Annotated in this window: 19 protein-coding genes; 9 read left to right on the top strand and 10 right to left on the bottom strand. The window is 71.6% G+C overall.

Annotated features, from left to right (window positions below):
• Positions 1 to 26: 26 nt before the first annotated feature.
• Positions 27 to 776 carry an NAD-dependent deacylase gene (locus tag AB9M23_RS11065; protein ID WP_372424597.1) on the top strand — a complete coding sequence of 250 codons (750 nt, stop codon included), beginning with the start codon at positions 27 to 29 and terminating at the stop codon, positions 774 to 776.
• Between the two features lie 32 nt (positions 777 to 808).
• Here the strand turns inward: AB9M23_RS11065 and AB9M23_RS11060 are convergent, their stop codons facing one another.
• The 3 genes from AB9M23_RS11060 to AB9M23_RS11050 form a co-directional block, all read right to left on the bottom strand.
• Positions 809 to 1831 (bottom strand): cytochrome d ubiquinol oxidase subunit II, encoded by a 1023-nt coding sequence (locus tag AB9M23_RS11060; protein WP_372424596.1) that lies wholly within the window; start codon positions 1829 to 1831, stop codon positions 809 to 811.
• 17 nt (positions 1832 to 1848) lie between these two features.
• Positions 1849 to 3237 (bottom strand): cytochrome ubiquinol oxidase subunit I, encoded by a 1389-nt coding sequence (locus tag AB9M23_RS11055; protein ID WP_372424720.1) that lies wholly within the window; start codon positions 3235 to 3237, stop codon positions 1849 to 1851.
• Positions 3238 to 3303: 66 nt separating this feature from the next.
• A complete protein-coding gene (locus AB9M23_RS11050) occupies positions 3304 to 3939 on the bottom strand; it encodes a GbsR/MarR family transcriptional regulator (RefSeq protein WP_372424595.1) in 636 nt (211 codons plus the stop codon).
• Positions 3940 to 4206: 267 nt separating this feature from the next.
• On the opposite strand from AB9M23_RS11050, the gene AB9M23_RS11045 reads away from it, so the two are divergent.
• Entirely contained in the window at positions 4207 to 4617 is a 411-nt protein-coding gene (locus tag AB9M23_RS11045; protein WP_372424594.1) for a DUF7282 domain-containing protein, read from the top strand.
• A 25-nt stretch (positions 4618 to 4642) separates the two neighbouring features.
• On the opposite strand, the gene AB9M23_RS11040 is transcribed toward AB9M23_RS11045, so the two are convergent.
• On the bottom strand, positions 4643 to 5284 hold the full coding sequence (locus AB9M23_RS11040; RefSeq protein ID WP_372424593.1) for a TetR/AcrR family transcriptional regulator: 642 nt from the start codon (positions 5282 to 5284) through the stop codon (positions 4643 to 4645).
• A gap of 238 nt (positions 5285 to 5522) precedes the next feature.
• On the opposite strand from AB9M23_RS11040, the gene AB9M23_RS11035 reads away from it, so the two are divergent.
• On the top strand, positions 5523 to 6545 hold the full coding sequence (locus AB9M23_RS11035) for a homocysteine S-methyltransferase family protein (RefSeq protein WP_372424592.1): 1023 nt from the start codon (positions 5523 to 5525) through the stop codon (positions 6543 to 6545).
• Positions 6542 to 7150 carry a GNAT family N-acetyltransferase gene (locus tag AB9M23_RS11030; protein ID WP_372424591.1) on the top strand — a complete coding sequence of 203 codons (609 nt, stop codon included), beginning with the start codon at positions 6542 to 6544 and terminating at the stop codon, positions 7148 to 7150. Before AB9M23_RS11035 ends, AB9M23_RS11030 begins: the two co-directional genes overlap by 4 nt.
• Before the next feature lie 12 nt (positions 7151 to 7162).
• Here AB9M23_RS11030 and AB9M23_RS11025 read toward each other — a convergent pair whose 3' ends face one another.
• Both AB9M23_RS11025 and AB9M23_RS11020 read right to left on the bottom strand, forming a co-directional pair.
• Positions 7163 to 7945, bottom strand: coding sequence for a creatininase family protein (locus tag AB9M23_RS11025; protein WP_372424590.1), 783 nt, complete (start codon positions 7943 to 7945; stop codon positions 7163 to 7165).
• A complete protein-coding gene (locus tag AB9M23_RS11020) occupies positions 7945 to 8358 on the bottom strand; it encodes a RidA family protein (protein WP_372424589.1) in 414 nt (137 codons plus the stop codon). Before AB9M23_RS11020 ends, AB9M23_RS11025 begins: the two co-directional genes overlap by 1 nt.
• A gap of 405 nt (positions 8359 to 8763) precedes the next feature.
• On the opposite strand from AB9M23_RS11020, the gene AB9M23_RS11015 reads away from it, so the two are divergent.
• Positions 8764 to 9345, top strand: coding sequence for a YceI family protein (locus AB9M23_RS11015; protein ID WP_372424588.1), 582 nt, complete (start codon positions 8764 to 8766; stop codon positions 9343 to 9345).
• Between the two features lie 83 nt (positions 9346 to 9428).
• The gene (locus AB9M23_RS11010) at positions 9429 to 10679 is read left to right on the top strand and encodes a cytochrome b/b6 domain-containing protein (RefSeq protein ID WP_372424587.1); all 1251 of its coding nucleotides are present in this window, start codon (positions 9429 to 9431) and stop codon (positions 10677 to 10679) included.
• 6 nt (positions 10680 to 10685) lie between these two features.
• Here the strand turns inward: AB9M23_RS11010 and AB9M23_RS11005 are convergent, their stop codons facing one another.
• From AB9M23_RS11005 to AB9M23_RS10995, 3 genes are all read right to left on the bottom strand, one after another.
• A complete protein-coding gene (locus tag AB9M23_RS11005) occupies positions 10686 to 11468 on the bottom strand; it encodes an ABC transporter permease (RefSeq protein ID WP_372424719.1) in 783 nt (260 codons plus the stop codon).
• Between the two features lie 22 nt (positions 11469 to 11490).
• Positions 11491 to 12282 carry an ABC transporter ATP-binding protein gene (locus tag AB9M23_RS11000; protein ID WP_372424586.1) on the bottom strand — a complete coding sequence of 264 codons (792 nt, stop codon included), beginning with the start codon at positions 12280 to 12282 and terminating at the stop codon, positions 11491 to 11493.
• A 77-nt stretch (positions 12283 to 12359) separates the two neighbouring features.
• Positions 12360 to 13418, bottom strand: a complete 1059-nt coding sequence (locus tag AB9M23_RS10995) for an ABC transporter substrate-binding protein (protein ID WP_372424585.1) — start codon at positions 13416 to 13418, stop codon at positions 12360 to 12362.
• A gap of 242 nt (positions 13419 to 13660) precedes the next feature.
• Between AB9M23_RS10995 and AB9M23_RS10990 the strand changes: the two genes are divergently transcribed.
• Entirely contained in the window at positions 13661 to 14251 is a 591-nt protein-coding gene (locus AB9M23_RS10990) for a Uma2 family endonuclease (protein WP_372424584.1), read from the top strand.
• A gap of 7 nt (positions 14252 to 14258) precedes the next feature.
• Here AB9M23_RS10990 and AB9M23_RS10985 read toward each other — a convergent pair whose 3' ends face one another.
• Positions 14259 to 14726: an Lrp/AsnC ligand binding domain-containing protein gene (locus tag AB9M23_RS10985; RefSeq protein ID WP_372424718.1), complete on the bottom strand. Its 468-nt coding sequence runs from the start codon at positions 14724 to 14726 to the stop codon at positions 14259 to 14261.
• A 128-nt stretch (positions 14727 to 14854) separates the two neighbouring features.
• Between AB9M23_RS10985 and putA the strand changes: the two genes are divergently transcribed.
• Positions 14855 to 17971, top strand: a complete 3117-nt coding sequence (putA, locus tag AB9M23_RS10980; RefSeq protein ID WP_372424583.1) for a bifunctional proline dehydrogenase/L-glutamate gamma-semialdehyde dehydrogenase PutA — start codon at positions 14855 to 14857, stop codon at positions 17969 to 17971.
• A gap of 271 nt (positions 17972 to 18242) precedes the next feature.
• A complete protein-coding gene (locus tag AB9M23_RS10975; RefSeq protein ID WP_372424582.1) occupies positions 18243 to 19859 on the top strand; it encodes an AMP-binding protein in 1617 nt (538 codons plus the stop codon).
• Positions 19860 to 19866: the final 7 nt, after the last annotated feature.

Raw genomic sequence — 19866 nt, 5'->3', positions numbered from 1 at the left:
CGTCTCCCCTCCCCCGTTCGTCGGCGATGCTCTACCATAGCCCGATGCAGCGCATCGATCACGTCTTCGTCCTCACCGGCGCCGGGATCTCCGCCGAGAGCGGGCTCGGCACGTTTCGCGACGTGGGCGGCATCTGGGCGACGTTCGACCCATCGAGGCTCGCCACCCCGGAGGCCTTCGCCCGCGATCCCGAGACGGTCCAGGCCTTCTACAACGCGCGGCGGCAGAACCTGCTGGCGGCGGAGCCGAACCCCGCGCATCGTGCGCTTGCCCGGCTGGAAGCCGGCCTCGCCGAGCGGAGCGGGCGGCTCACCCTCGTCACCCAGAACATCGACGACCTGCACGAGCGCGCCGGCCACCGCGAGGTGCTGCACATGCACGGCGAGCTGCTGAAGGCGCGCTGCACGGCCTGCGAGGCCGTCGCGGAGGTCCGCGCGGACCTCACGACGGCGGACCCCTGCGGCGCCTGCGGGTGCGCCGGCGGCCTGCGCCCGCACGTCGTCTGGTTCGGCGAGATCCCCTTCCACCTCGACGTGATCGAGGAGCGGCTGATGGCCGCCGACCTGTTCGTCGCCATCGGCACGTCGGGGGCGGTCTACCCCGCCGCGGGCCTCGTCGGCGCCGCGCGCCGGGCGGGGATCGCCACGCGCGAGATCAACCTCGAGCCGTCGGACAACGCTCACCTGTTCGACGCGGCCGACTACGGACGCGCGAGCGAGACGGTGCCGCGCTGGGTCGACGGGATGCTGCGCCACGGACCCTGCGCGGGGCCGTAGGCCGGGTGCGGCCGACGGCTCGCCGCGCTCGATCAATCGTAGCGCAGCGCGCCGGCCTTGCCCTTGAAGATCCAGTAGGACAGCGCCGTGTAGCCGAGGATCATCGGCAGGACGAGGCAGGCCCCCACCAGCATGATCATCAGCGACGCGTCGGCCGCCGCAGCCTCCCAGATCGTCATCCGCTCCGGCACGACGTAGGGGAAGAACGAGTAGGCCAACCCGTAGAAGCCCAGCGCGAACAGCGCGATCGCGCCCGCGAAGGGCACCCAGGAGAAGCGGTCGGTGCGCGTCGGCAGCGCCTTCAGCGCGAGGTGGAGCACGACGAAGATCGCCGCCGCCGTCGCCGGGAGCGGCGCGAGCAGCACGATCCAGGGCAGCTCGAACCACTTGGCGAAGATGCGCTCGCTCATCAGCGGCGTGACGATCGAGACCGCGACGAAGCCGAGCGCGACGAGCCAGAGCGTGCCGCGCGCCCAGCGAACCGCCCGCCGCTGCAGATCGCCCTCCGCCTTGAGGATCAGCCAGGACGCGCCGATGAAGGCGTAGCCCGCGACGAGCGACACGGCCGTGAGCAGCGAGAAGGCGACGTTGACCGCCGTGCGCTCGAAGCCGACGATGTAGAGCCCGAGCATGTAGCCCTGCGTCAGCGCCGCGAGGGTCGAGCCGGCGAAGAAGGCGCGGTCCCACCAGATCCGGTGCCCGTCCACCGCCTTGGCGCGGAAGTCGAAGGCGACGCCGCGCAGGATCAGCCCGAGCAGCATCAGGGCGACCGGCAGGTAGAGCGCGCCGAGCACGACGCCCTGCGCGAAGGGGAAGGCGACGAGGAGGAGGCCCACCGCGAGCACGAGCCAGGTCTCGTTGGCGTCCCAGAACGGCCCGATCGAGGCGATCATCCGGTCCTTGTGGGCGGCGTCCTCCCCCGCGCCGAGGGCGCCGGTGAGGATGCCCACGCCGAGGTCGTAGCCGTCCAGGACGACGTAGAGCAGGATCGAGAGCCCGAGCAGGCCCGCGAAGGCGATCGGCAGCCAGGATTGGCCTTGGGTGATGACGTCCATCGTCTGTCGCTTTCGATTCAGGCGGAGGCGGAAGCGGCGAGGCGCTCGCCGCCCTGCGCGATCGGGTCGGTCTTCGCGGCGCGGCCGGTCGCGGCGACCGTCGCCTTCCCGGCGAGGTGGTAGAGCGTGCCGACATAGGCCGCGAGCAGCACCACGTAGATCGCGAGATACATCGCCAGCGACGTCCAGACCATGCCGGCGCCGGCGGTCCGCGTCACGGCCTCGGCAGTCGTCAGCACGCCGGTCACGAGCCAGGGCTGGCGGCCGATCTCGGTGACGTACCAGCCCGCGATCGTCGCGACCCAGCCGGAGAAGGTCATGGCGACCAGCGTCCAGGCCAGCACCGTGCCCGGCTCGCCGCGCTTCCACAACCGCCAGCCGGTCGCCCAGGAGACCGCCAGCATCAGGAAGCCGACGCCGACCATGATGCGGAAGGCGTAGAAGACCGGCGCGACGGGGGGATGCTTCACCGTGCCGTCCTCCGCCACGAAGTCGTTCAGGCCCGGCACGACGCCGGCGGGGTCGTGCTTCAGGATCAGGCTCGCGCCGTTGGGGATGGCGATTTCGAGGCGGTTCTCGCGCGCCTCCTCGTCGGGGACGGCGAAGAGCACGAGGGGCACGTTGCCGCGCGTCTCCCAATTGCCCTCCATGGCCGCGACCTTGGCCGGCTGGTGCTCCAGCGTGTTGAGCCCATGCATGTCGCCGGCGAGGATCTGGAGCGGGATCAGCCCCGCCGCCAGGACCACGCCGGTGCGCAGCGCCACGCGCACGCCGCCGGAGCGGTCGCCGCGCAGCCAGCGCCAGGCGGAGAGGCCGGCCACCAGGAAGGCGGCGGTGAGCCCCGACGCCAGCAGCATGTGCGCGAGCCGGTAGGGCATGGACGGGTTGAAGACGATCGCCCACCAGTCGGTCGCGTGCACGACGCCGTCGATCACCTCGTAGCCCGCGGGGGTGTGCATCCACGAGTTCAGCACGAGGATCCAGAAGGCCGACATCGTCGTGCCGAAGGCGACGAGCACTGTGGCGAGCGTGTGCAGCCAGTTCGGCACCTTGCGGAAGCCGAACAGCATGATGCCGAGGAAGGTCGCCTCCAGGAAGAAGGCGGTGAGGATTTCGTAGGCGAGCAGCGGCCCCGCCACGTTGCCGACCGTCTCCATGAAGCCCGGCCAGTTCGTGCCGAACTGGAAGGACATGGTGATGCCCGACACCACGCCGAGGGCGAAGGAGAGCGCGAACACCTTCACGAAGAAGCGGTAGGCGTCCATCCAGCTCTCGTCGCCGGTGGCGTTGAAGCGCAGCTTGAAGAACAGGAGCACCCACCCGAGCGCGATCGTGATCGTCGGGAACAGGATGTGGAAGGTGATGTTCGCGCCGAACTGGATGCGCGAGAGGAGGAGGGCGTCCATCATGACGGTGTCTCGAAGCCTCGGGCGGGGGAGTGGGCGACGGCGTCTCGGGGGGAAGCGGCGTCGTCACGGTTCGTCGGGATCGCCTCCGGGGCGCTGTTCCCGGCGGTCGGAGGAAGCGTCGTCTGCGACGCCGGGCGTCGGTTTCTTCTTCTTCGGCGCCATGAAGTTGAAGCGGTCGGCGGCCTCGAGCACGCGGGTGATGCGCGAGCCGAGCTTCATCAGCTGGACGAGACGCTCCGTCTCGATGCGGCGCACGTCGTCGTACCAGTCCGACATCATGTCCATGAGCTCGTGCATCACGCGCATGCGCTCCTGCGCGTGGCGCTCGTAGTCGCTCTCCGGACGCTCCATCAGCGCCTCGCGCAGCATGGAGAGCGTCGGGTCGATCTCGCGCTTCTTGCGCTCCTCGACGAGCGTGCGCACGATCTGCCAGACGTCGTCGGGGGCGGAGTAGTAGTCGCGCCGGTCGTTGGGCTTGTGCTGCAGGCGCACCAGGTTCCAGGCCTGGAGCTCCTTGAGCCCCATCGACACGTTGGAGCGCGAGACGCCGAGCGCGTCGACGATGTCGTCGGCGACGAGCGGCTGCGGCGAGACGAACAGCAGGGCGTAGATCTGCCCGACCGTGCGGTTGACGCCCCAGCGGCCGCCCATCTCGCCGAAATGGAGCACGAAGGTCTGGACGAGGGGAGGGAGGTTCATGGCTTCGGCCCGAGTGTTTCCGGCGGGGGATGCCGTCGTTTCCGTACTTTCAGTGTTTTCTGAAATATCGGAAGTGCTAGGACCATATCCATGCGACGGGACGTCGCGACGGCCGTTTCGGTGAACGATTTCCCACCCGCGGGCCCGAGCGCTTTTTTCTCGCCGGCCCCGAAACCCGGCGCCTCCTCGCCCCGTACCTGCGCCCCGACGGACGCCGACGCGATCCCGCGCCGGCCCGCTCGCCACCAACGTCAGGGAGACAGACGCATGATCACCCGCACGCTCATCGCCGCCGCCGGCTTCGCCGCGCTCGCCACCGCCGCTCTCGCCCAGGACGCGCCCATGATCGAGGCCGTGGACCAGGACGTGTCGAACGGCGTGGTCTCGGCCACGGCGGTCAATGCGCCGGCGAACGGCTGGCTCGTCGTCCACCGCACCGACGACGACATGACGCCCGGCCCGGTCGTGGGTTACGCCCCGCTGCGCGCGGGCATGACCCAGGACGTCGCCGCGATCCTCACCGAGGAGATCGCAGCCGGCGACATGCTCATGCTGATGATCCACTCCGAGGACGGCGGCATGGAGACCGGCATCTTCGAGTACACGCTCGGCGCCACCGAGGACGGCCCGATCCGTGTCGACGGCGCGCTCGTGACGACCATCGTCACGGCGCAGTGACGAACGCCGCCTCGCCAGGTGTGGCTCACCCGTCGGCGGAGGCCGGCGGGTGGTGCCGCGCGGGGGCGAAGAGTGCGCGGATCGTCCCGCGCAGCGTCAGGATCTGTCGCGACAACGCCGACGGCTCCTGCAAGGCCTTCGACAGGACGATCCCTCCCTCCAGCACGGCCGAGACGAAATCCGCCAGATCGTCCAGATCGACCGGCTCCCTCGGCGGATAGATCTCGGCGATCTCGCCGAGCATCGCTCGGAATCGCCGCCGCCAGATCAGCGCCGCCTCGCGGTTGAGGTCGCGTACCTGTCGATCGAACAGGCGTTCGCCATAGCAGCTCACCGCGACGAGACAGCCGGGATGCCCCTTGGGCATGTCCGCCATCAGCTCGGCGAGCAGCTTCAGGCCCACGAGGAAGCTCTGCAGCGGATCGTCCGCGAGTTCGCGGGCCCGGGAGAACACCTCGTCGTAGATCTTCTCGTCCGCTTCGACATAGCGCTCGATGAGTGCGCGGGCGAGTTCGTTCTTGTCCTTGAAATGGTAGAAGAAGCCGCTCTTCGTCAGCCCGGTCGCGGCGATCAGCTCGTCGATCGAGGTCGCTGCGAACCCCTTCTCGAGGACGAGGGTTTCCGCCTCGTCGAGAACGCGCCTGCGGGTCTCCTCGCCTTTGCGCATCCGGCCCACCTCCCGCCGACTGTACCGCCGGTACGGTTCTCGCGGGGCGAACCCTCGCGCACTCCCCGTCGCGGACGCTCAGGATGGCCCGCAAACGCCCGCGGCGCCAGCAGAATTCATCCGTGCCCGCGGACGTGTACCAACCGCCCGCTGGATCGCGCGCGAGCATCCGGTCGATAAGGCGTGCAGCCGAGCGGTCGCCGGACGCGACCGCGCAACGCCCACCGGAGCCCGCAGCATGATGTCCTGCGCCCCCCCGAGCGCGCGCCTCGCCGCGCGCCTGAACGACCTGCCGTTCCTCTGCGACGGCGGCCTCGAGACCCACCTCGTCTTCCACGAGGGGATCGATCTGCCGGCGTTCGCATCGTTTCCCCTGCTCGAGACGGCCGCGGGACGCGCGAGGCTCGAGAGGTGGTTCGCCCGCTTCATCCGTCTCGCGACGGAGCGCGGCGTCGGCTTCATCGTGGATACGGTGACCTGGCGCGCCAACGCGGACTGGGGCGCCCGGCTCGGCTACGACGCGGCAGCGCTCTCGCGGATCAATCGTGAAGCCGTGCGCTTCGCACGCGACCTCGTCGCGCGCTACGCGACCCCGGATGCGCCCATCCTCGTCGCCGGGATCGTCGGCCCCCGGGGAGACGGCTATCGTGCCGGCCGCGTCGACGTCGACGAGGCGCAGGCCTACCACGCGCCGCAGATCTCGACCCTCGCGTCGGCCGGCGTGGACCTCGTCTGTGCGATGACGCTGTCGACGGTCGAGGAGGCGATCGGCATCGTCCGCGCCGCGGCGGCGGTCGATGTGCCGAGCGCGATCTCCTTCACGGTCGAGACCGACGCCCGTCTCGCCGACGGGACGCCCCTCCCGGACGCGATCCGCTGGACGGACGCGGCGACGGGATCCTCGGCCGCCTACTACATGATCAACTGCGCGCACCCGAGCCACTTCGCGCCCGCGCTGACGAGCGGCGACGACGGATGGCGCGCGCGCATCCGCGGGGTGCGCGCCAACGCCTCGACGAAGAGCCATGCCGAGCTCGACGAGAGCGAGACGCTCGACGAGGGCGATCCGAGCGACCTCGCGGAGCGGACCCGCGCGCTGCGCGCCCACCTGCCACGGCTCTCGATCATCGGAGGGTGCTGCGGAACCGGCGAACGCCACATCCGGGCGATCTGCGAGGGCGTCTTCGCCCCGGCCCCGCTCGCCGGACGAACCACGCCGCGAACCGCCTCGCGAGCGACTCTGCATGGAGACCCGACATGACCGCATTCGACCTTTCCGTCTCGTCCGCGACCCCGGCTCTGCGCCCCGCGACGCCCGACGACGCGCCCCATCTCGCCCGCTTCGTCGTCGCCGCCGGCGAGGGCATGCCGCTCGTCTTCTGGGCGGAGGCGGCCGGCCCCGGCGAGAGCGTGTGGGACGTCGGAACCGCCCGCGCCCGGCGCGATACGGGTGCATTCTCCTGGCGCAACGCGACGATCGCGACGATCGACGGCCGCGTCGTCGGGGGCGCGATCTCCTACCCGCTGCCCGACGTCCCGGAGGGCGACGACACCTCCGATCGCCCCGCCATCGTGCGTCCGCTCCTCGCGCTGGAGGCACGGGCACCCGGTCATGTCTATCTCAACGTGCTCGCGGTCGATCCGGAGGCGCGTGGCCGCGGGGTCGCCCGCGCGCTCCTCGACGCCTTCGAGGCGTCGGCGCGCGTCTGCGGGCGCACGACGGCGATCATCGTCGACGACGCCAACGTCCGCGCCTTCGATCTCTATCGGGGCTTCGGCTACCGCGAGATCGCCCGCGAGGCGATCGTCACGAGCGACCGATGGCGCGCGGCGGGCGAGCATTGGGTGCTGCTGACGAAGGGGTGATCGCGCGCGCCATCACCCCGGCAGCGCGAAGCGGTCGACGTCGCGCAGGAGCGCGACGAAGGCCCGCGCCCCGAAGTCCGCCGCAGCCGCGCCCTTCTCGGGCGTCGCCGCGGCGGCATCGCCCGCGACGCCGGCGGGATGAATGTCCTGCGCCATCCAGCCGAAGCCCGTGGGCTGGATCGCCGAGAGATGCGCGTTCTCGCGTGCCATGCGCACCATGATCGGCTCGAAATCCGCAGCCCGCTCCATGCGCACGAGATCCGGGCGGAAGGCGAGCATCAGCGAGGTCTCGATCTCGCCCCCGTGGATGCCGTGGCGCAGCTCGTGGGCGGAGAACAGCCCCTCCGGATAGCCGAGACGGTGCCAGGCGCTCGTCACGCACAGCATGCCGTGCCGCACCCGCAGCTCCCGCGCGACGATGTCGACGACGGGGACGTTGCCGCCGTGGGAGTTGACGAAGACGAGCTTCCTGCAGCCGGCGCGCAGGACGCTCTCGCCGATCTCGCGCCAGGCGGCGATGGTCGTCTCCGCCGAGAGCGTCAGCGTGCCCGGGAAGGCGAGGTGCTCGTTCGACTTGCCGATCGCCTGGGTGGGGAGCAGCAGCACGTCGAGATCGTCGGGCACGAGCGGGCGCACCCGCGCGAGATAGCCCTCGGCGATGAGCGTGTCGACGCCGGTCGGCAGGTGCGGACCGTGCTGCTCGATCGCCGCCACCGGCAGGACCGCGACGGCGCGGGACATGTCGCGCTCGGCGAAATCGGCGGTGGAGAGGGCGTGCCAGTCGAGGAGCGGCATCAGGCGGCCTCCCCGCCCTCGCCGCGCCCGTCCATCTTCGCCGCGATCACCTCGATCTCCACCTTGAACACTTCCCGCGCGAAGCCCGAGACGATCATCAGCGTCGAGGCCGGTGCGGGCGAGGGCACGAATCGGTCGCGCGCCTCCATGTAGGGCTTCAGGTACGCGCGATCGGACACGAAGGCATCGATGCGCACGATGTCCGCCGGCCCCATGTCCGCGGCCGCCAGCACCGCGGCGATGTTGGAGAAGCACAGGTCCGCCTGCGCGCCCGCGTCCTCCGGCACGTGCTCGTCCTTCGCGATGCCGAGCTGGCCCGAGGCGAAGACGAGCCGCGCCCCCGGCGGCACCTCGACGGCGTGGGCGTAGTTGGCGAAGGGCGGGCGGATCGTGTCGGGGGTGATGCGGCGCATGGGTTCGGCGGTCTCGTGCTCGCGGCGGGGACGCGCATCTTGGACCCGCGCCGCGCGTCCGCCAAGCCCGCCGCGGATCACCAGGGCGTCCAGTTCGAGGGCGTGGCGATCGCGACCTTCGGGGGACGACACCTCCAACTCGGGCCTCTCCGAGCGCGGCTCGATCGGCATCGCGGACGACGAGTGCCGTCGAATTATCTCACAGGGAGCCTCCAAGACATCTCCGGGGGTCGCTCCAGGCGATCCGCGCAGCCCGCTCACGCCTTCGTGCTCTTGCGTCTTCGCAAGAACCTCTCTGCCGTCGAGCATCCGATCCTGCCTTTTTTGCACAGCCGATCTCCACTAGCTTGCAGTCCCGAAGCGCCCGCGGGGCGCGCCCGACACGTCCTTCGGAGAGCCTGACCCATGCTGCGCATTCCCTCCCTCGCCGGCGCCACGCTGGCCGCCGCCCTCCTCGCCGCGCCCGTCGCGCAGGCCGAGACCTACGTGCTCGATCCGAGCCACAGCCAGATCCTGTTCTCGTACGACCACCTCGGCTACTCGACGACCTGGGGCATGTTCTCCGGGTTCGAGGGCACGATCGAGTTCGTGCAGGACGATCCGGCCGCCTCCTCGGTGGAGGTGTCGTTCCCCGTGCGCTCGATGTTCACCGGCTGGGAGGCGCGCTTCGCGCACTTCATGGCCGACGACTTCTTCGGCGCCGACGAGGACGAGATGGTGACCTTCGTCTCCACCGGCATCGAGGTCACGGGCGAGAACACCGCGCTCATCACCGGCGACCTGACGCTCAACGGCATCACGCGACCCGTCGTGCTCGACGCGACGCTCAACCAGGCCGGCATGCACCCCATGGAGAACAAGCCCTGGGCCGGCTTCGACGCCACGACGACGCTGGTCCGCAGCGACTACGAGCTGGGCATGTTCGCTCCCTTCGTCGGCGACGAGGTCGAGGTGCGCATCTCCATCGAGGCCATGCGGGCCGAGTGATCCGTACACCGAGCGATCCGCGTGCGGATCGAGAGGCCGGGCCGCCGCGTGCGGCCCGGCGACGGCGTTCGACGGAGGTCGCCATGCAGGCACGCAACACCACCACCGGCTACGGCGCGGTGTCGAAGGCCCTGCACTGGGCGGTCGCCGCGCTGATCCTCGGCATGATCCCGCTCGGGCTCGTGGCGGTGGAATGGCCCTACGACACGTCCGACGCGCTCGCGACGAAGGCGCTGCTGTTCTCGATCCACAAGACGCTCGGCGTGGCGGTGTTCTTCCTCGCGCTCGTGCGAATCGGCTGGATGCTGACCCAGCCGCGTCCGGCCCCGCTCCATCCCGAGCGGCGTCTCGAGACCGCCCTCGCCGAGGGCGTGCACTGGCTCCTCTACGTCTCCCTCGTCGCCGTGCCGCTCTCGGGCTGGGTGCAGCACGCGGCCGCCGCCGGCTTCGCCCCGATCTGGTGGCCGCTCGGACAGACGCTGCCCCTCGTGCCGCAAACCCCGGACGTCGCCGCGGCCGCGGGCGCGGTGCACGCGACCTTCACCAAGCTCTTGATGGCGGCGCTCGCGCTGCACGTGGCGGGCGCGCTGAAGCACCATCTCGTCGACCGCGACGGGACGCTCGCGCGCATGCTGCCCGGCCGCCCCGCGCACGCCTCGACCGCGCCGCTGCCGGCGCGGCGCCACGCCCTCGCCCCGGCGCTCGGCGCGCTGCTGGTCTACGGCCTCGTCGGCGGCGCCGTCGTGACGCTGGCGCGGAGCGGCGGCGAGAGCGGCGCGCGCCCCGGCGTCGCGCTCCCGGCGGCGACCGCCGCCGCCACCCCGTCCGCCTGGATCGTCGAGACCGGCGAGCTGACCTTCACCGTGCGCCAGATGGGCTCGCCGATCACCGGCGGCTTCGGGCGGTTCGACGCCGACATCGCCTTCGAGGAGACGCGCGACGCCGCGGGGCACCACGGCTCCGTCACGGTCGCGATCCCGATCGAATCGATGACGCTGGGCTCGGTCACGCAGCAGGCGCGCGGACCCGAGTTCTTCGATGCCGAGGCGCACCCCGCCGCGCGCTTCGCCGCCGACATCGTGGCGGCGGAGGGGGGCGGCTACCGCGCCGAGGGCACGCTCGCACTCGCCGGTGCGGAGGTGCCGGTCACGCTGCCCTTCACGCTCGACATCGTCGACGGCGTCGCGACGGCCTCCGGCACCGTCACCGTGGACCGCCGCGACTTCGGCATGGGCGAGAGCTACCCGGACGAGGCCACGGTCGGCTTCGCGGTGGAGATCGCGGTCTCCCTCACGGCGCGCCGCGGCGGGGCGGGCGAGGGCGGCGGCGCCTGACCGGCGTCACGCGCTCGCCATCTGCGAGCGCTGCGCCCAGCCGGTCATGCGCTTCTCGACGATCGCGGTCGCCGCGTACATGATCACGCCGAGCACCGCGAGCGCGATCAGCGCCGCGAACAGGAGCGGCACGTTGAAGTCCGCCGAGGCGCGGGCCATCAGGTTGCCCACGCCGAAGTTCGAGGCGTTGTACTCGGCGATCACCGAGCCGACGAAGGCCAGCGTGATCGCCACCTTCAGCGAGCCGAAGAAGTAGGGCATCGCGCGGGGGATGCCGACCTTGACGATGATGTCGCGTTTCGAGGCGCCGAGCGCGCGCAGCACGTCCTCGGTCTCCGGCTCGATCGTGGCGAGCCCCGTCGCGACGTTCACGACGATGGGGAAGAACGAGATCAGGAAGGCGGTGAGCACCGGCGGCAGCCAGCCCACGCCGAACCAGATCACCAGGATCGGCACCACCGCGACCTTGGGGATGGCGTTGAAGCCGACCAGGAGCGGGTAGGATCCCGCGTGCACCAGGCGGGAGGCGCCCAGCGCCATGCCGAGCAGGAGCCCGAACACGACGGCGAGGACGAAGCCCGCGAGCGTCATCCAAGCCGTGTGGAAGGAGTGCACCGAGAGCGGACCGCGGAACTGCCAGATCGCCTCCGCGATCACGCTGGGCGCCGGCAGGACGAAGGTCGACATCCCGGTGACGCGCACCAGGATCTCCCAGAGCGCGAAGAAGCCCACCGTGAAGATCCACGGGGCGGCGGCGAGCATCGCGCGGCGGCGGCGCTTGACGTGCATCACGACGGGCCTCCCCTGGCCCTCAGGCCGCTTGCCGCGCGTCGGCGATGTGGCCGCGCAGCTCGTGGACGATGTCGGTGAAGGCGGCGGTGTACATGATCTCTAGGTCCCGCGGCCGCGGCAGGTCGACCCGCCGCTCGGCGATGATCCGCCCGGGCCGCGCCGACATGCAGAACACGCGATCGGCCAGGAACACCGCCTCGCGCAGGTCGTGGGTGACGAGGATCACGGTGAAGCCCTGCTCCGCGTGGAGATCGCGGATGATGCACCACAGCTCCTCGCGGGTGAAGGCGTCGAGCGCGCCGAAGGGCTCGTCGAGCATCAGGAGCTTGGGCTCGTGGATCAGCGCCCGGCACAGCGAGGCGCGCTGCTGCATCCCGCCGGAGAGCTGCCAGGGGAACTTGGATCCCTGGCCCGCGAGCCCGACCTCGGCCAGCAGATGCTCGGCACGGGCGACGTATTCCGCCTTGTGGCGGCGCAGCCGTGCCCGATGCGGCTGGACGATCTCGAGCGGCAGCAGGAGGTTGTCGAGGGTGGTGCGCCAGGGCAGCATCACCGGGTTCTGGAACGCCATGCCGGCGAGCTTGACCGGCTTCGTCACCTCCTCGCCGGCGACGATGACCGTGCCCTTCGCGGGAAACTGCAGGCCGGTAGCGAGCTTCATCACCGTCGACTTGCCGCATCCCGAGGGACCGACGATGGCGGCGAACTCGCCCTCGCGCACCTTCAGCGTCATGTGCTCGACCGCCGGCGCCCCGTCCTCGGCGCCGGAATAGACGTGGGTGACGTCGTGGATGTCGACGAAGGCCTGCACGCGTCTCTCCGGATGCGTCGGCCCCGGCGCATGGCCGGGGCCGTCCTCGTTCGGGGCGATTGCGTCTCGCGCCCCGCTCACTGGAGCATGCGCTCCTCCTTCGGCGGCAGGAACTCGGCCGTGAACACGTCGTCGAGCGCCGGACGGTTCTGGAAGTCGAAGGTCAGGTCGATCTGCTCGAGCGCCCGCTCGTAGCGATCGGGATCGATGTCGCCGAAGCCGTTCTGCGCGACCTCGTCGGTGAGGATGTTGTTCTCGATCGTCATGCGCCAGCGGTCGGCCTCGACCTCCTGGCGGGCGACGTCGTTGTACTTCACCACGAAGCCGGCCCCCTCGTTGGGGCTCGCGATCGTGGCCTCGAGCCCGCGGATGAAGGCGCGCAGGAAGCCCGCCACGGCGTCGGGGTTCTGCTCCATGAACTCGGGCTTGGCCATGATCACGTTGCCGTAGAGCTCCACCCCGTAGTCGCCCATGTTGAGGACGACGATGTCGTCCATCGGCACGCCGCGGGCGGCGAGGTTGATGGCCGAGGACATGGCGAAGCCGAACACCGCGTCGACCTCGCCCTGCGCGAGCATCGGCTCGCGCACGGGGAAGCCGACGTTCTCGAACGTCATCTCCCACTCGGCCTCGTCGATGTCGTTGACGTCCTTGAAGATCGGCCACTGCGCATAGGCGGCGTCGGCGGCGGGGGCGCCGAAGGTCTTGCCGCGCAGGCTCTCCAGGTCCTCGGTGATGCCGCGCGAGGCGCGCCCGACGATGGCGAAGGCGGGCTTGTTGTAGACCATGGCGACCGCCTTCACCGGCACGGAGGCGGGGTCCGAGCGGTAGCGGATCAGCGAGTTGAAGTCGCCGAAGGCCATGTCGTAGGGGCCGGACGCCACGCGGTTGATCGATTCGACCGAGCCGTTGCCCGCGTCGATCGTGACGTCGAGCCCCTCCTCCTCGAAATACCCCTTCTCCAGCGCCGCGAGGAAGGGCGCGGACGGCCCCTCGAAGCGCCAGTCGAGCGAGAAGCGCAGCGGCGTGAGGTCCTGCGCCACGGCCGGGGCCGCGGCGAGGCCGCAGAGCGCGACGCCCCCGGCGAAGGCGGCGATCAGGCTGCGGCGGGTGAGGCTGGCGGGGCGGGAAGACATGCGGCGGCGCTCCTGCATACGGGTACGGGTGATCTCTCGTGGGGCGACCCTGGCAAGGGCCGTGCCGGACCGGGCGGGCGGAACCGGGCGCGGCCATGCAAGCACATGGCTCCGCAGCGTCAAGCGAAATGCCTCATCGTTGGGCATGATCGACGTCGCAGGGCGCACACGGGGGAGGCAGGGTGGGGCCGCTTCCCCCGCTTCGGAGGGCGCGCTACACTGAAACCCTACGGAGATACGGCATGGCCGAGCCCGCCCCACGCGACTGGACGATCGACGAGTTCCTCGCCTGGCAGGAGCATCAGCCGGAGCGCTGGGAGCTCGTGGACGGCCAGCCGCGCGCGATGGCGGGCGCGAGCAATGTTCACGACGACATCGTCGTGAACATCCTCACGGAGCTGCGGCGCCTGACGAGGGGAGGTCCCTGCCGGCCCTTCACCGGCGACGGCGCCGTCGAGACGCGTCCCGGCCGCCTGCGGCGCCCGGATGTCGGCCTCGACTGCGGGCGCCGCGATCCGCAGGCTCGGATCGCCGCCCGGCCCCGTCTCGTGGTCGAGGTCCTCTCGCCGTCGACGCGCGACTTCGACGCCTTCGAGAAGCTCGAGGAATACAAGCGTGTCGCCAGCATCGAGGCGATCCTCCTCGTCGAGCCCAACCGCCCGCTCGTTCTCGCCTGGACGCGCGAGGGCGACGATGCCTGGAGCCGGACGACGGTGGAGGGACCGGAGGCCCGGCTCGACCTGCCGGCCCTCGACCTCTCCCTGCCCCTCGCCGCGATCTACGCCGACGTCGCCTTCCCGAAGGAACCGCCGCGGGTGGTCGGCGGGACATGACGCGCGCTCAAACCGGCAGCGCCCCGTCCGTCTTCACCTCCTCCATCACCGCGTAGGTGCGCGTCTCGCGCACGCCCGGCAGCGCGAGGAGGACGTCGCCGAGGAAGCGGCGGTAGGCGGCCATGTCGGAGATGCGGGTCTTGACCAGGTAGTCGAAGCCGCCCGCCACCATGTGGCACTCGAGCACCTCGGGCGCGCGCCGCACCGCGTCGGCGAAGCGCTCGAACACGTCGGGCGTGGTCTTGTCCAGCGAGACCTCGACGAAGACCAGCAGGCCGAGCCCGACGCGGTGCGGGTCGAGCAGGGCGGAGAAGCCGAGGATCACGCCGTCCTTCTGCAGGCGGCGCAGGCGTTCGCCCGTCGCGGTGGGCGAGAGGCCGATGCGCTCGGCGAGCTCGACGGCGGAGATGCGCCCGTCCTCCTGGAGCACGCCGAGAATGCGCCGGTCGACCCGATCCAGCTCCGTGATCTTCACTGCCAACCCCCCGAGTTCCTCGCGCTTTCGACGGCACGGATCACGATACTCCAGTGGAAGCGCGGCGCAAGTCGCGCTATGCTGGGATATCGCCCGATGCCCCTTCGGCCATCGCCGGGAGCCCCGCCATGGACGCCCTCTCCCCCGCCTTCCCGCCCTTCTCGGCCCCCTATGCCGAGGACGACGTCGCCCTCGCGAAGCGCCTGTTCTCGCAGGTCCGCGCCACGCCGGCGACGGAGGGCGCGGCGGACGCGCTCGCCCGCGACCTGATCGGCGCGATCCGCGCGCAGGAGCGGGGCTTCGGCGGCGTCGAGGATCTCCTGCGCGAGTACGCCCTGTCCACCCGCGAGGGGCTCGCGCTGATGGTGCTGGCGGAGGCGCTCCTGCGCGTGCCCGACGGGGCCACCGCCGATCGCCTGATCGAGGACAAGCTCGGGCAAGGGGACTTCGCGCATCACGAGGCGAAATCCGGCGCGTTCCTCGTCTCGGCCTCGGCCTGGGCGCTCGGCGTCACCGCGCGCGTCATCCGCCCGGGCGAGACGCCGGAGGGCATCCTCGGGCAGATGACGAAGCGGCTGGGGCTCCCCACCGTGCGCACGGCGACGCGCCAGGCGATGCGCGTGCTCGGCTCGCACTTCGTGCTCGGCCAGACCATCGAGGAGGCGCTCTCGCGCGCCCGCACCGGCAAGGGCCGGGTCTACCGCTATTCCTTCGACATGCTGGGCGAGGGCGCGCGCACGGCGCTCGACGCCGAGCGCTACTTCGAGAGCTACGCGGAGGCCATCGACGCCATCGGCCGCGGCGCCGGCGACGAGCGCCTGCCCGATCGCCCCGGCATCTCGGTGAAGCTGTCGGCGCTGCATCCGCGCTACGAGGCGCTCTCGCGCGAGCGGGTGCTGGCCGAGCTGACGCCCCGCGTCGTCGCGCTCGCCCGCAAGGCCAAGGCCTGGGACCTCAATTTCACCGTCGACGCCGAGGAGGCGGACCGGCTCGAGCTCTCGCTCGAGGTGATCGCCGCCGTCGCCGCCGACCCCTCGCTCGCCGGCTGGGACGGCTTCGGCCTCGCGGTTCAGGCCTACCAGAAGCGCGCGCCCGCGGTGATCGACTGGGTCGCGGCGCTGGCCGAGCGGCTCGGCCGGCGCTTCATGGTGCGCCTCGTCAAGGGCGCCTACTGGGACACCGAGGTGAAGCGCGCCCAGGAGCGCGGGCTGCCGGACTACCCGGTCTTCACCCGCAAGGCGATGACGGACCTCTCCTTCCTCGCCTGCGCCGAGCGGCTGCTCGCCGCGCGCCCGCGGCTCTTCCCCCAGTTCGCCACCCACAACGCGCTCACCGTCGCCGAGATCGTGGCGCGGGCGGGGGACGGCGTCGGCTACGAGTTCCAGCGCCTGCACGGCATGGGCGAGGCGCTCTACGGGCGCCTGCGCGCGCGCCATCCGGGACTCGGCTGCCGGGTCTACGCCCCCGTCGGCGGGCATCGCGACCTCCTCGCCTACCTCGTGCGGCGGCTGCTCGAAAACGGGGCGAACTCCTCCTTCGTCTCGATCGCCGCCGATCCGAACGTGCCGGTCGAGCGCCTGCTCGAGCGTCCGCAGGCGATCATCGGCACGCCGGAGCGCGCGCGCCATTCGAGGCTGCCGTTGCCGCGCGACCTCTTCGGTGCGGCGCGTGCGAACGCGCAGGGCGTCGAACTCGGCGACCGTGCGGCGCTCGCCGCCTTCGCCGCCGAGATCGAGGCGGGCCGCGCCGGCGCGGCGCTGGCACGGCCGGTGATCGGCGGGCGAGCGCGCGACGGCGCGGCGCGAGACTTGGCGGCGCGCGACGTCACGAGCCCGATCGACGGGCGCACCGTCGCCGGACGCGTCGTCGAGGCCTCCCTCGCGGATGTCGACGCCGCCATGGCCGCGGCGCTTGCGGCGCATCCCGACTGGGCGGTCACCCCCGCCACCCCGCGCGCGGGCGCGCTGCGGCGCATGGCCGACCTGATGGAGCGCGATCGCGGGCGGCTCGTCCACCTCATGCAGGTCGAGGCGGGCAAGACCGTCGACGACGCGCTGGCGGAGATCCGCGAGGCGGTCGACTTCTGCCGCTACTACGCCGCGGAGGCCGAGCGCGTCTTCGGCGCGCCGATCGACTTCCCCGGTCCCACCGGCGAGACGAACCGCATGACCCTGCGGGGGCGTGGCGTCTTCGTGGCGATCTCGCCCTGGAACTTCCCGCTCGCGATCTTCGTCGGCCAGGTCGCCGCGGCGCTCGTCGCGGGCAACACCGTCGTCGCCAAGCCCGCCGAGCAGACGCCGCTCGTCGCGGCGCACGCGACGGCGCTCTTCCACGAGGCGGGCGTCCCCGCGGGCGCGCTCGCCTTCGTGCCGGGCGACGGCGCGATCGGCGCACGGCTGGTGGCCGACGCGCGCGTCGCCGGCGTCGTCTTCACCGGCTCGACGGAGGTGGCGCGGATCATCAACCGCACGCTGGCCGGCAAGGACGGACCGATCGTGCCGCTCGTCGCCGAGACCGGCGGCATCAACGCCATGATCGTCGACGCCACCGCGCTCCCGGAGCAGGTCGCCGACGACGTGGTCATGTCCGCCTTCCGCTCCGCCGGCCAGCGCTGCTCGGCGCTGCGGCTGCTGTGCGTGCAGACGGACGTCGCCGACAAGATGATCGAAATGATCGCCGGCGCCGCCCGCGAGCTGAAGGTCGGCGACCCGCGCGACCTCTCGGTCCAGGTCGGCCCCGTCATCGACGCCGAGGCGAAGGCGAAGCTCGACCGGCACATCGAGGCCACCAAGGCGCGGGCGCGCCGCACGCATCTCGCCATGGAGGCGCCTTCCGAAGGCACCTACGTGGCGCCCCACCTCTTCGAGCTGGCGCGCCCCGAGGACCTCGGCGAGGAGATCTTCGGCCCCGTGCTCCACGTCGTGCGCTACCGCGCCCAGGACCTCGACACGCTCCTCGACGCCATCGACGCCAAGGGCTACGGCCTGACGCTCGGCGTGCACTCGCGCATCGAGGCGACGATCGAGCGGGTGGTGCGCCGCATGACGACCGGCAACGTCTACGTCAACCGCAACATGATCGGCGCGGTGGTGGGCGTGCAGCCCTTCGGCGGCCATGGCCTCTCCGGAACCGGCCCCAAGGCCGGCGGCCCGCACTACCTCCAGCGTTTCGGCACCGAGCAGGTGGTGACGGTCAACACGGCCGCCGCGGGGGGGAATGCGGCGTTGATCGCGATGGAGGAGTGACGGACGTCCGCGAAGGCCGCCGCGGGTCTCCCCTCTCCCTCGTGGAGAGGGGCCGGGGGTGTGGGGCGTGCAGAACTGCGACCGGCGCGGACGCCGGGCTCCGGCGACGCCCGCCGGCATCGACGCCGCGCCCCATCCTGCACGCCCCACATCCGCCACCCCCTGTCCATCGGCGAGAGGGGAGCTCCCCATCGCGAGTCGGTGCGAACCGGCTTTGCCGCTCGCGTCCGACGCGCTAAACCTCGCCTCCCCACGAGGAGACCCGAGGTCGATGCTCGACGAGGCCCGCGACTACGACAGCCTGAGGCGCGCGTTCCGCTGGGGCGTGCCGGAGCGCTACAACATCGGCGTCGACGTGTGCGACCGCTGGGCCGCCGTCACGCCGGACCGGATCGCGATCGTCGAGGTGGACGGCGCGGGGGCGGTCGTGCCGTGGAGCTACGGGCGTCTGCGGGAGGCCTCGAACCGGCTCGCCAACGCCCTCGTCGCCGGCGGCATCGGCCCCGGCGACCGGGTCGCGATCCTGCTGCCGCAATCCGCCGCCGTCGCCGTCGCCCACGTCGCGCTCTACAAGATCGGCGCGATCGCCCTGCCGCTCGCGCTCCTGTTCGGCGTCGACGCGCTCGGCTACCGCCTCGCGGACGCCGGCGCCAAGGGCCTGATCGCCACCGGCGCGGGGCTCGACAAGATCGCGGGCCTCGACCTGCCGGACCTCGCCTGCGTACTCTGCGTCGACGGTGCGATCTCCGGCCCCGGGCGAGAGGCGGCCTCCTTCCACGCCGCGCTCGAGGCCGCGAGCCCCGACTTCACTGCGCGCGACACCGCCGCCGACGATCCGGCGATGATGATCTACACGTCCGGCACGACGGGCCAGCCCAAGGGCGCGCTGCATGCGCACCGGGTCCTGCTCGGCCACCTGCCGGGCGTGCGGATGCATCACGAATTCCTGCCGCAGGCGGGGGATCGCCTGTGGACGCCGGCGGACTGGGCCTGGGCCGGCGGGCTCCTCAACGTGCTGCTCCCGGGCCTGCACTTCGGCGTGCCGGTGGTCGCGCGCAAGTTCGAGAAGTTCGAGCCCGACGCCGCGTGGCGGCTGCTGGTCGAGCAGGAGATCGCCAACGCCTTCATCCCGCCGACCGCTCTGCGCATGCTGCGCGCCGCCGGAAAGCCTCCCACGGGCCTCGCGCTGCGCACCGTCGGCTCCGGCGGCGAGGCCTTGGGCGCGGAGACCTTCGCCTGGGGCCGCGAGGTGCTGGGGCTGACGATCAACGAGTTCTACGGCCAGACGGAGTGCAATCTCGTGCTCTCGTCCTGCGCCGCGATCGGCGTCGCCCGTGCCGGCGCCATCGGCAAGCCGGTGCCGGGCCACGTCGTCGCCGTCATCCGGGAGGACGGCACGGTCTGCGACCCGGAGGAGCCCGGGCAGATCGCAGTGCGCCGCCCCGACCCTGTGATGTTCCTCGGCTACTGGAAGCGCGAGGCGGCGACCCGCGCGAAGTTCGTCGGCGACTGGATGACGACCGGCGACCAGGGCGTCGCCGACGCCGACGGCTACGTGCGCTTCGTCGGGCGCGACGACGATCTCATCACCTCGGCGGGCTACCGCATCGGTCCCGCCGAGATCGAGGATTGCCTGCTTCGCCATCCCGCGGTGTCGCTCGCCGCCGTCGTCGGCAAGCCCGACCCCGTGCGCACGCAGATCGTCAAGGCCTTCGTGGTGGCGCGCGAGGGCGTGGTGCCGTCGGACGCGCTCGTCGAGGACATCCGCGCCTTCGTGCGCACCCGGCTCTCGGCGCACGAGTACCCGCGCGAGATCGTCTTCCGCGACAGCCTGCCGCTGACCACGACCGGCAAGGTCATCCGCCGGCTCCTGCGCGACGAGGCCTGACGGCCGA

Origin of the sequence: Salinarimonas chemoclinalis (genome assembly GCF_041514305.1) — a bacterium.
GTDB lineage: Bacteria > Pseudomonadota > Alphaproteobacteria > Rhizobiales > Beijerinckiaceae > Salinarimonas > Salinarimonas chemoclinalis.
Note: the sequence above shows the minus strand (reverse complement) of the source record. Positions and strands in the feature narration are given on the sequence as shown.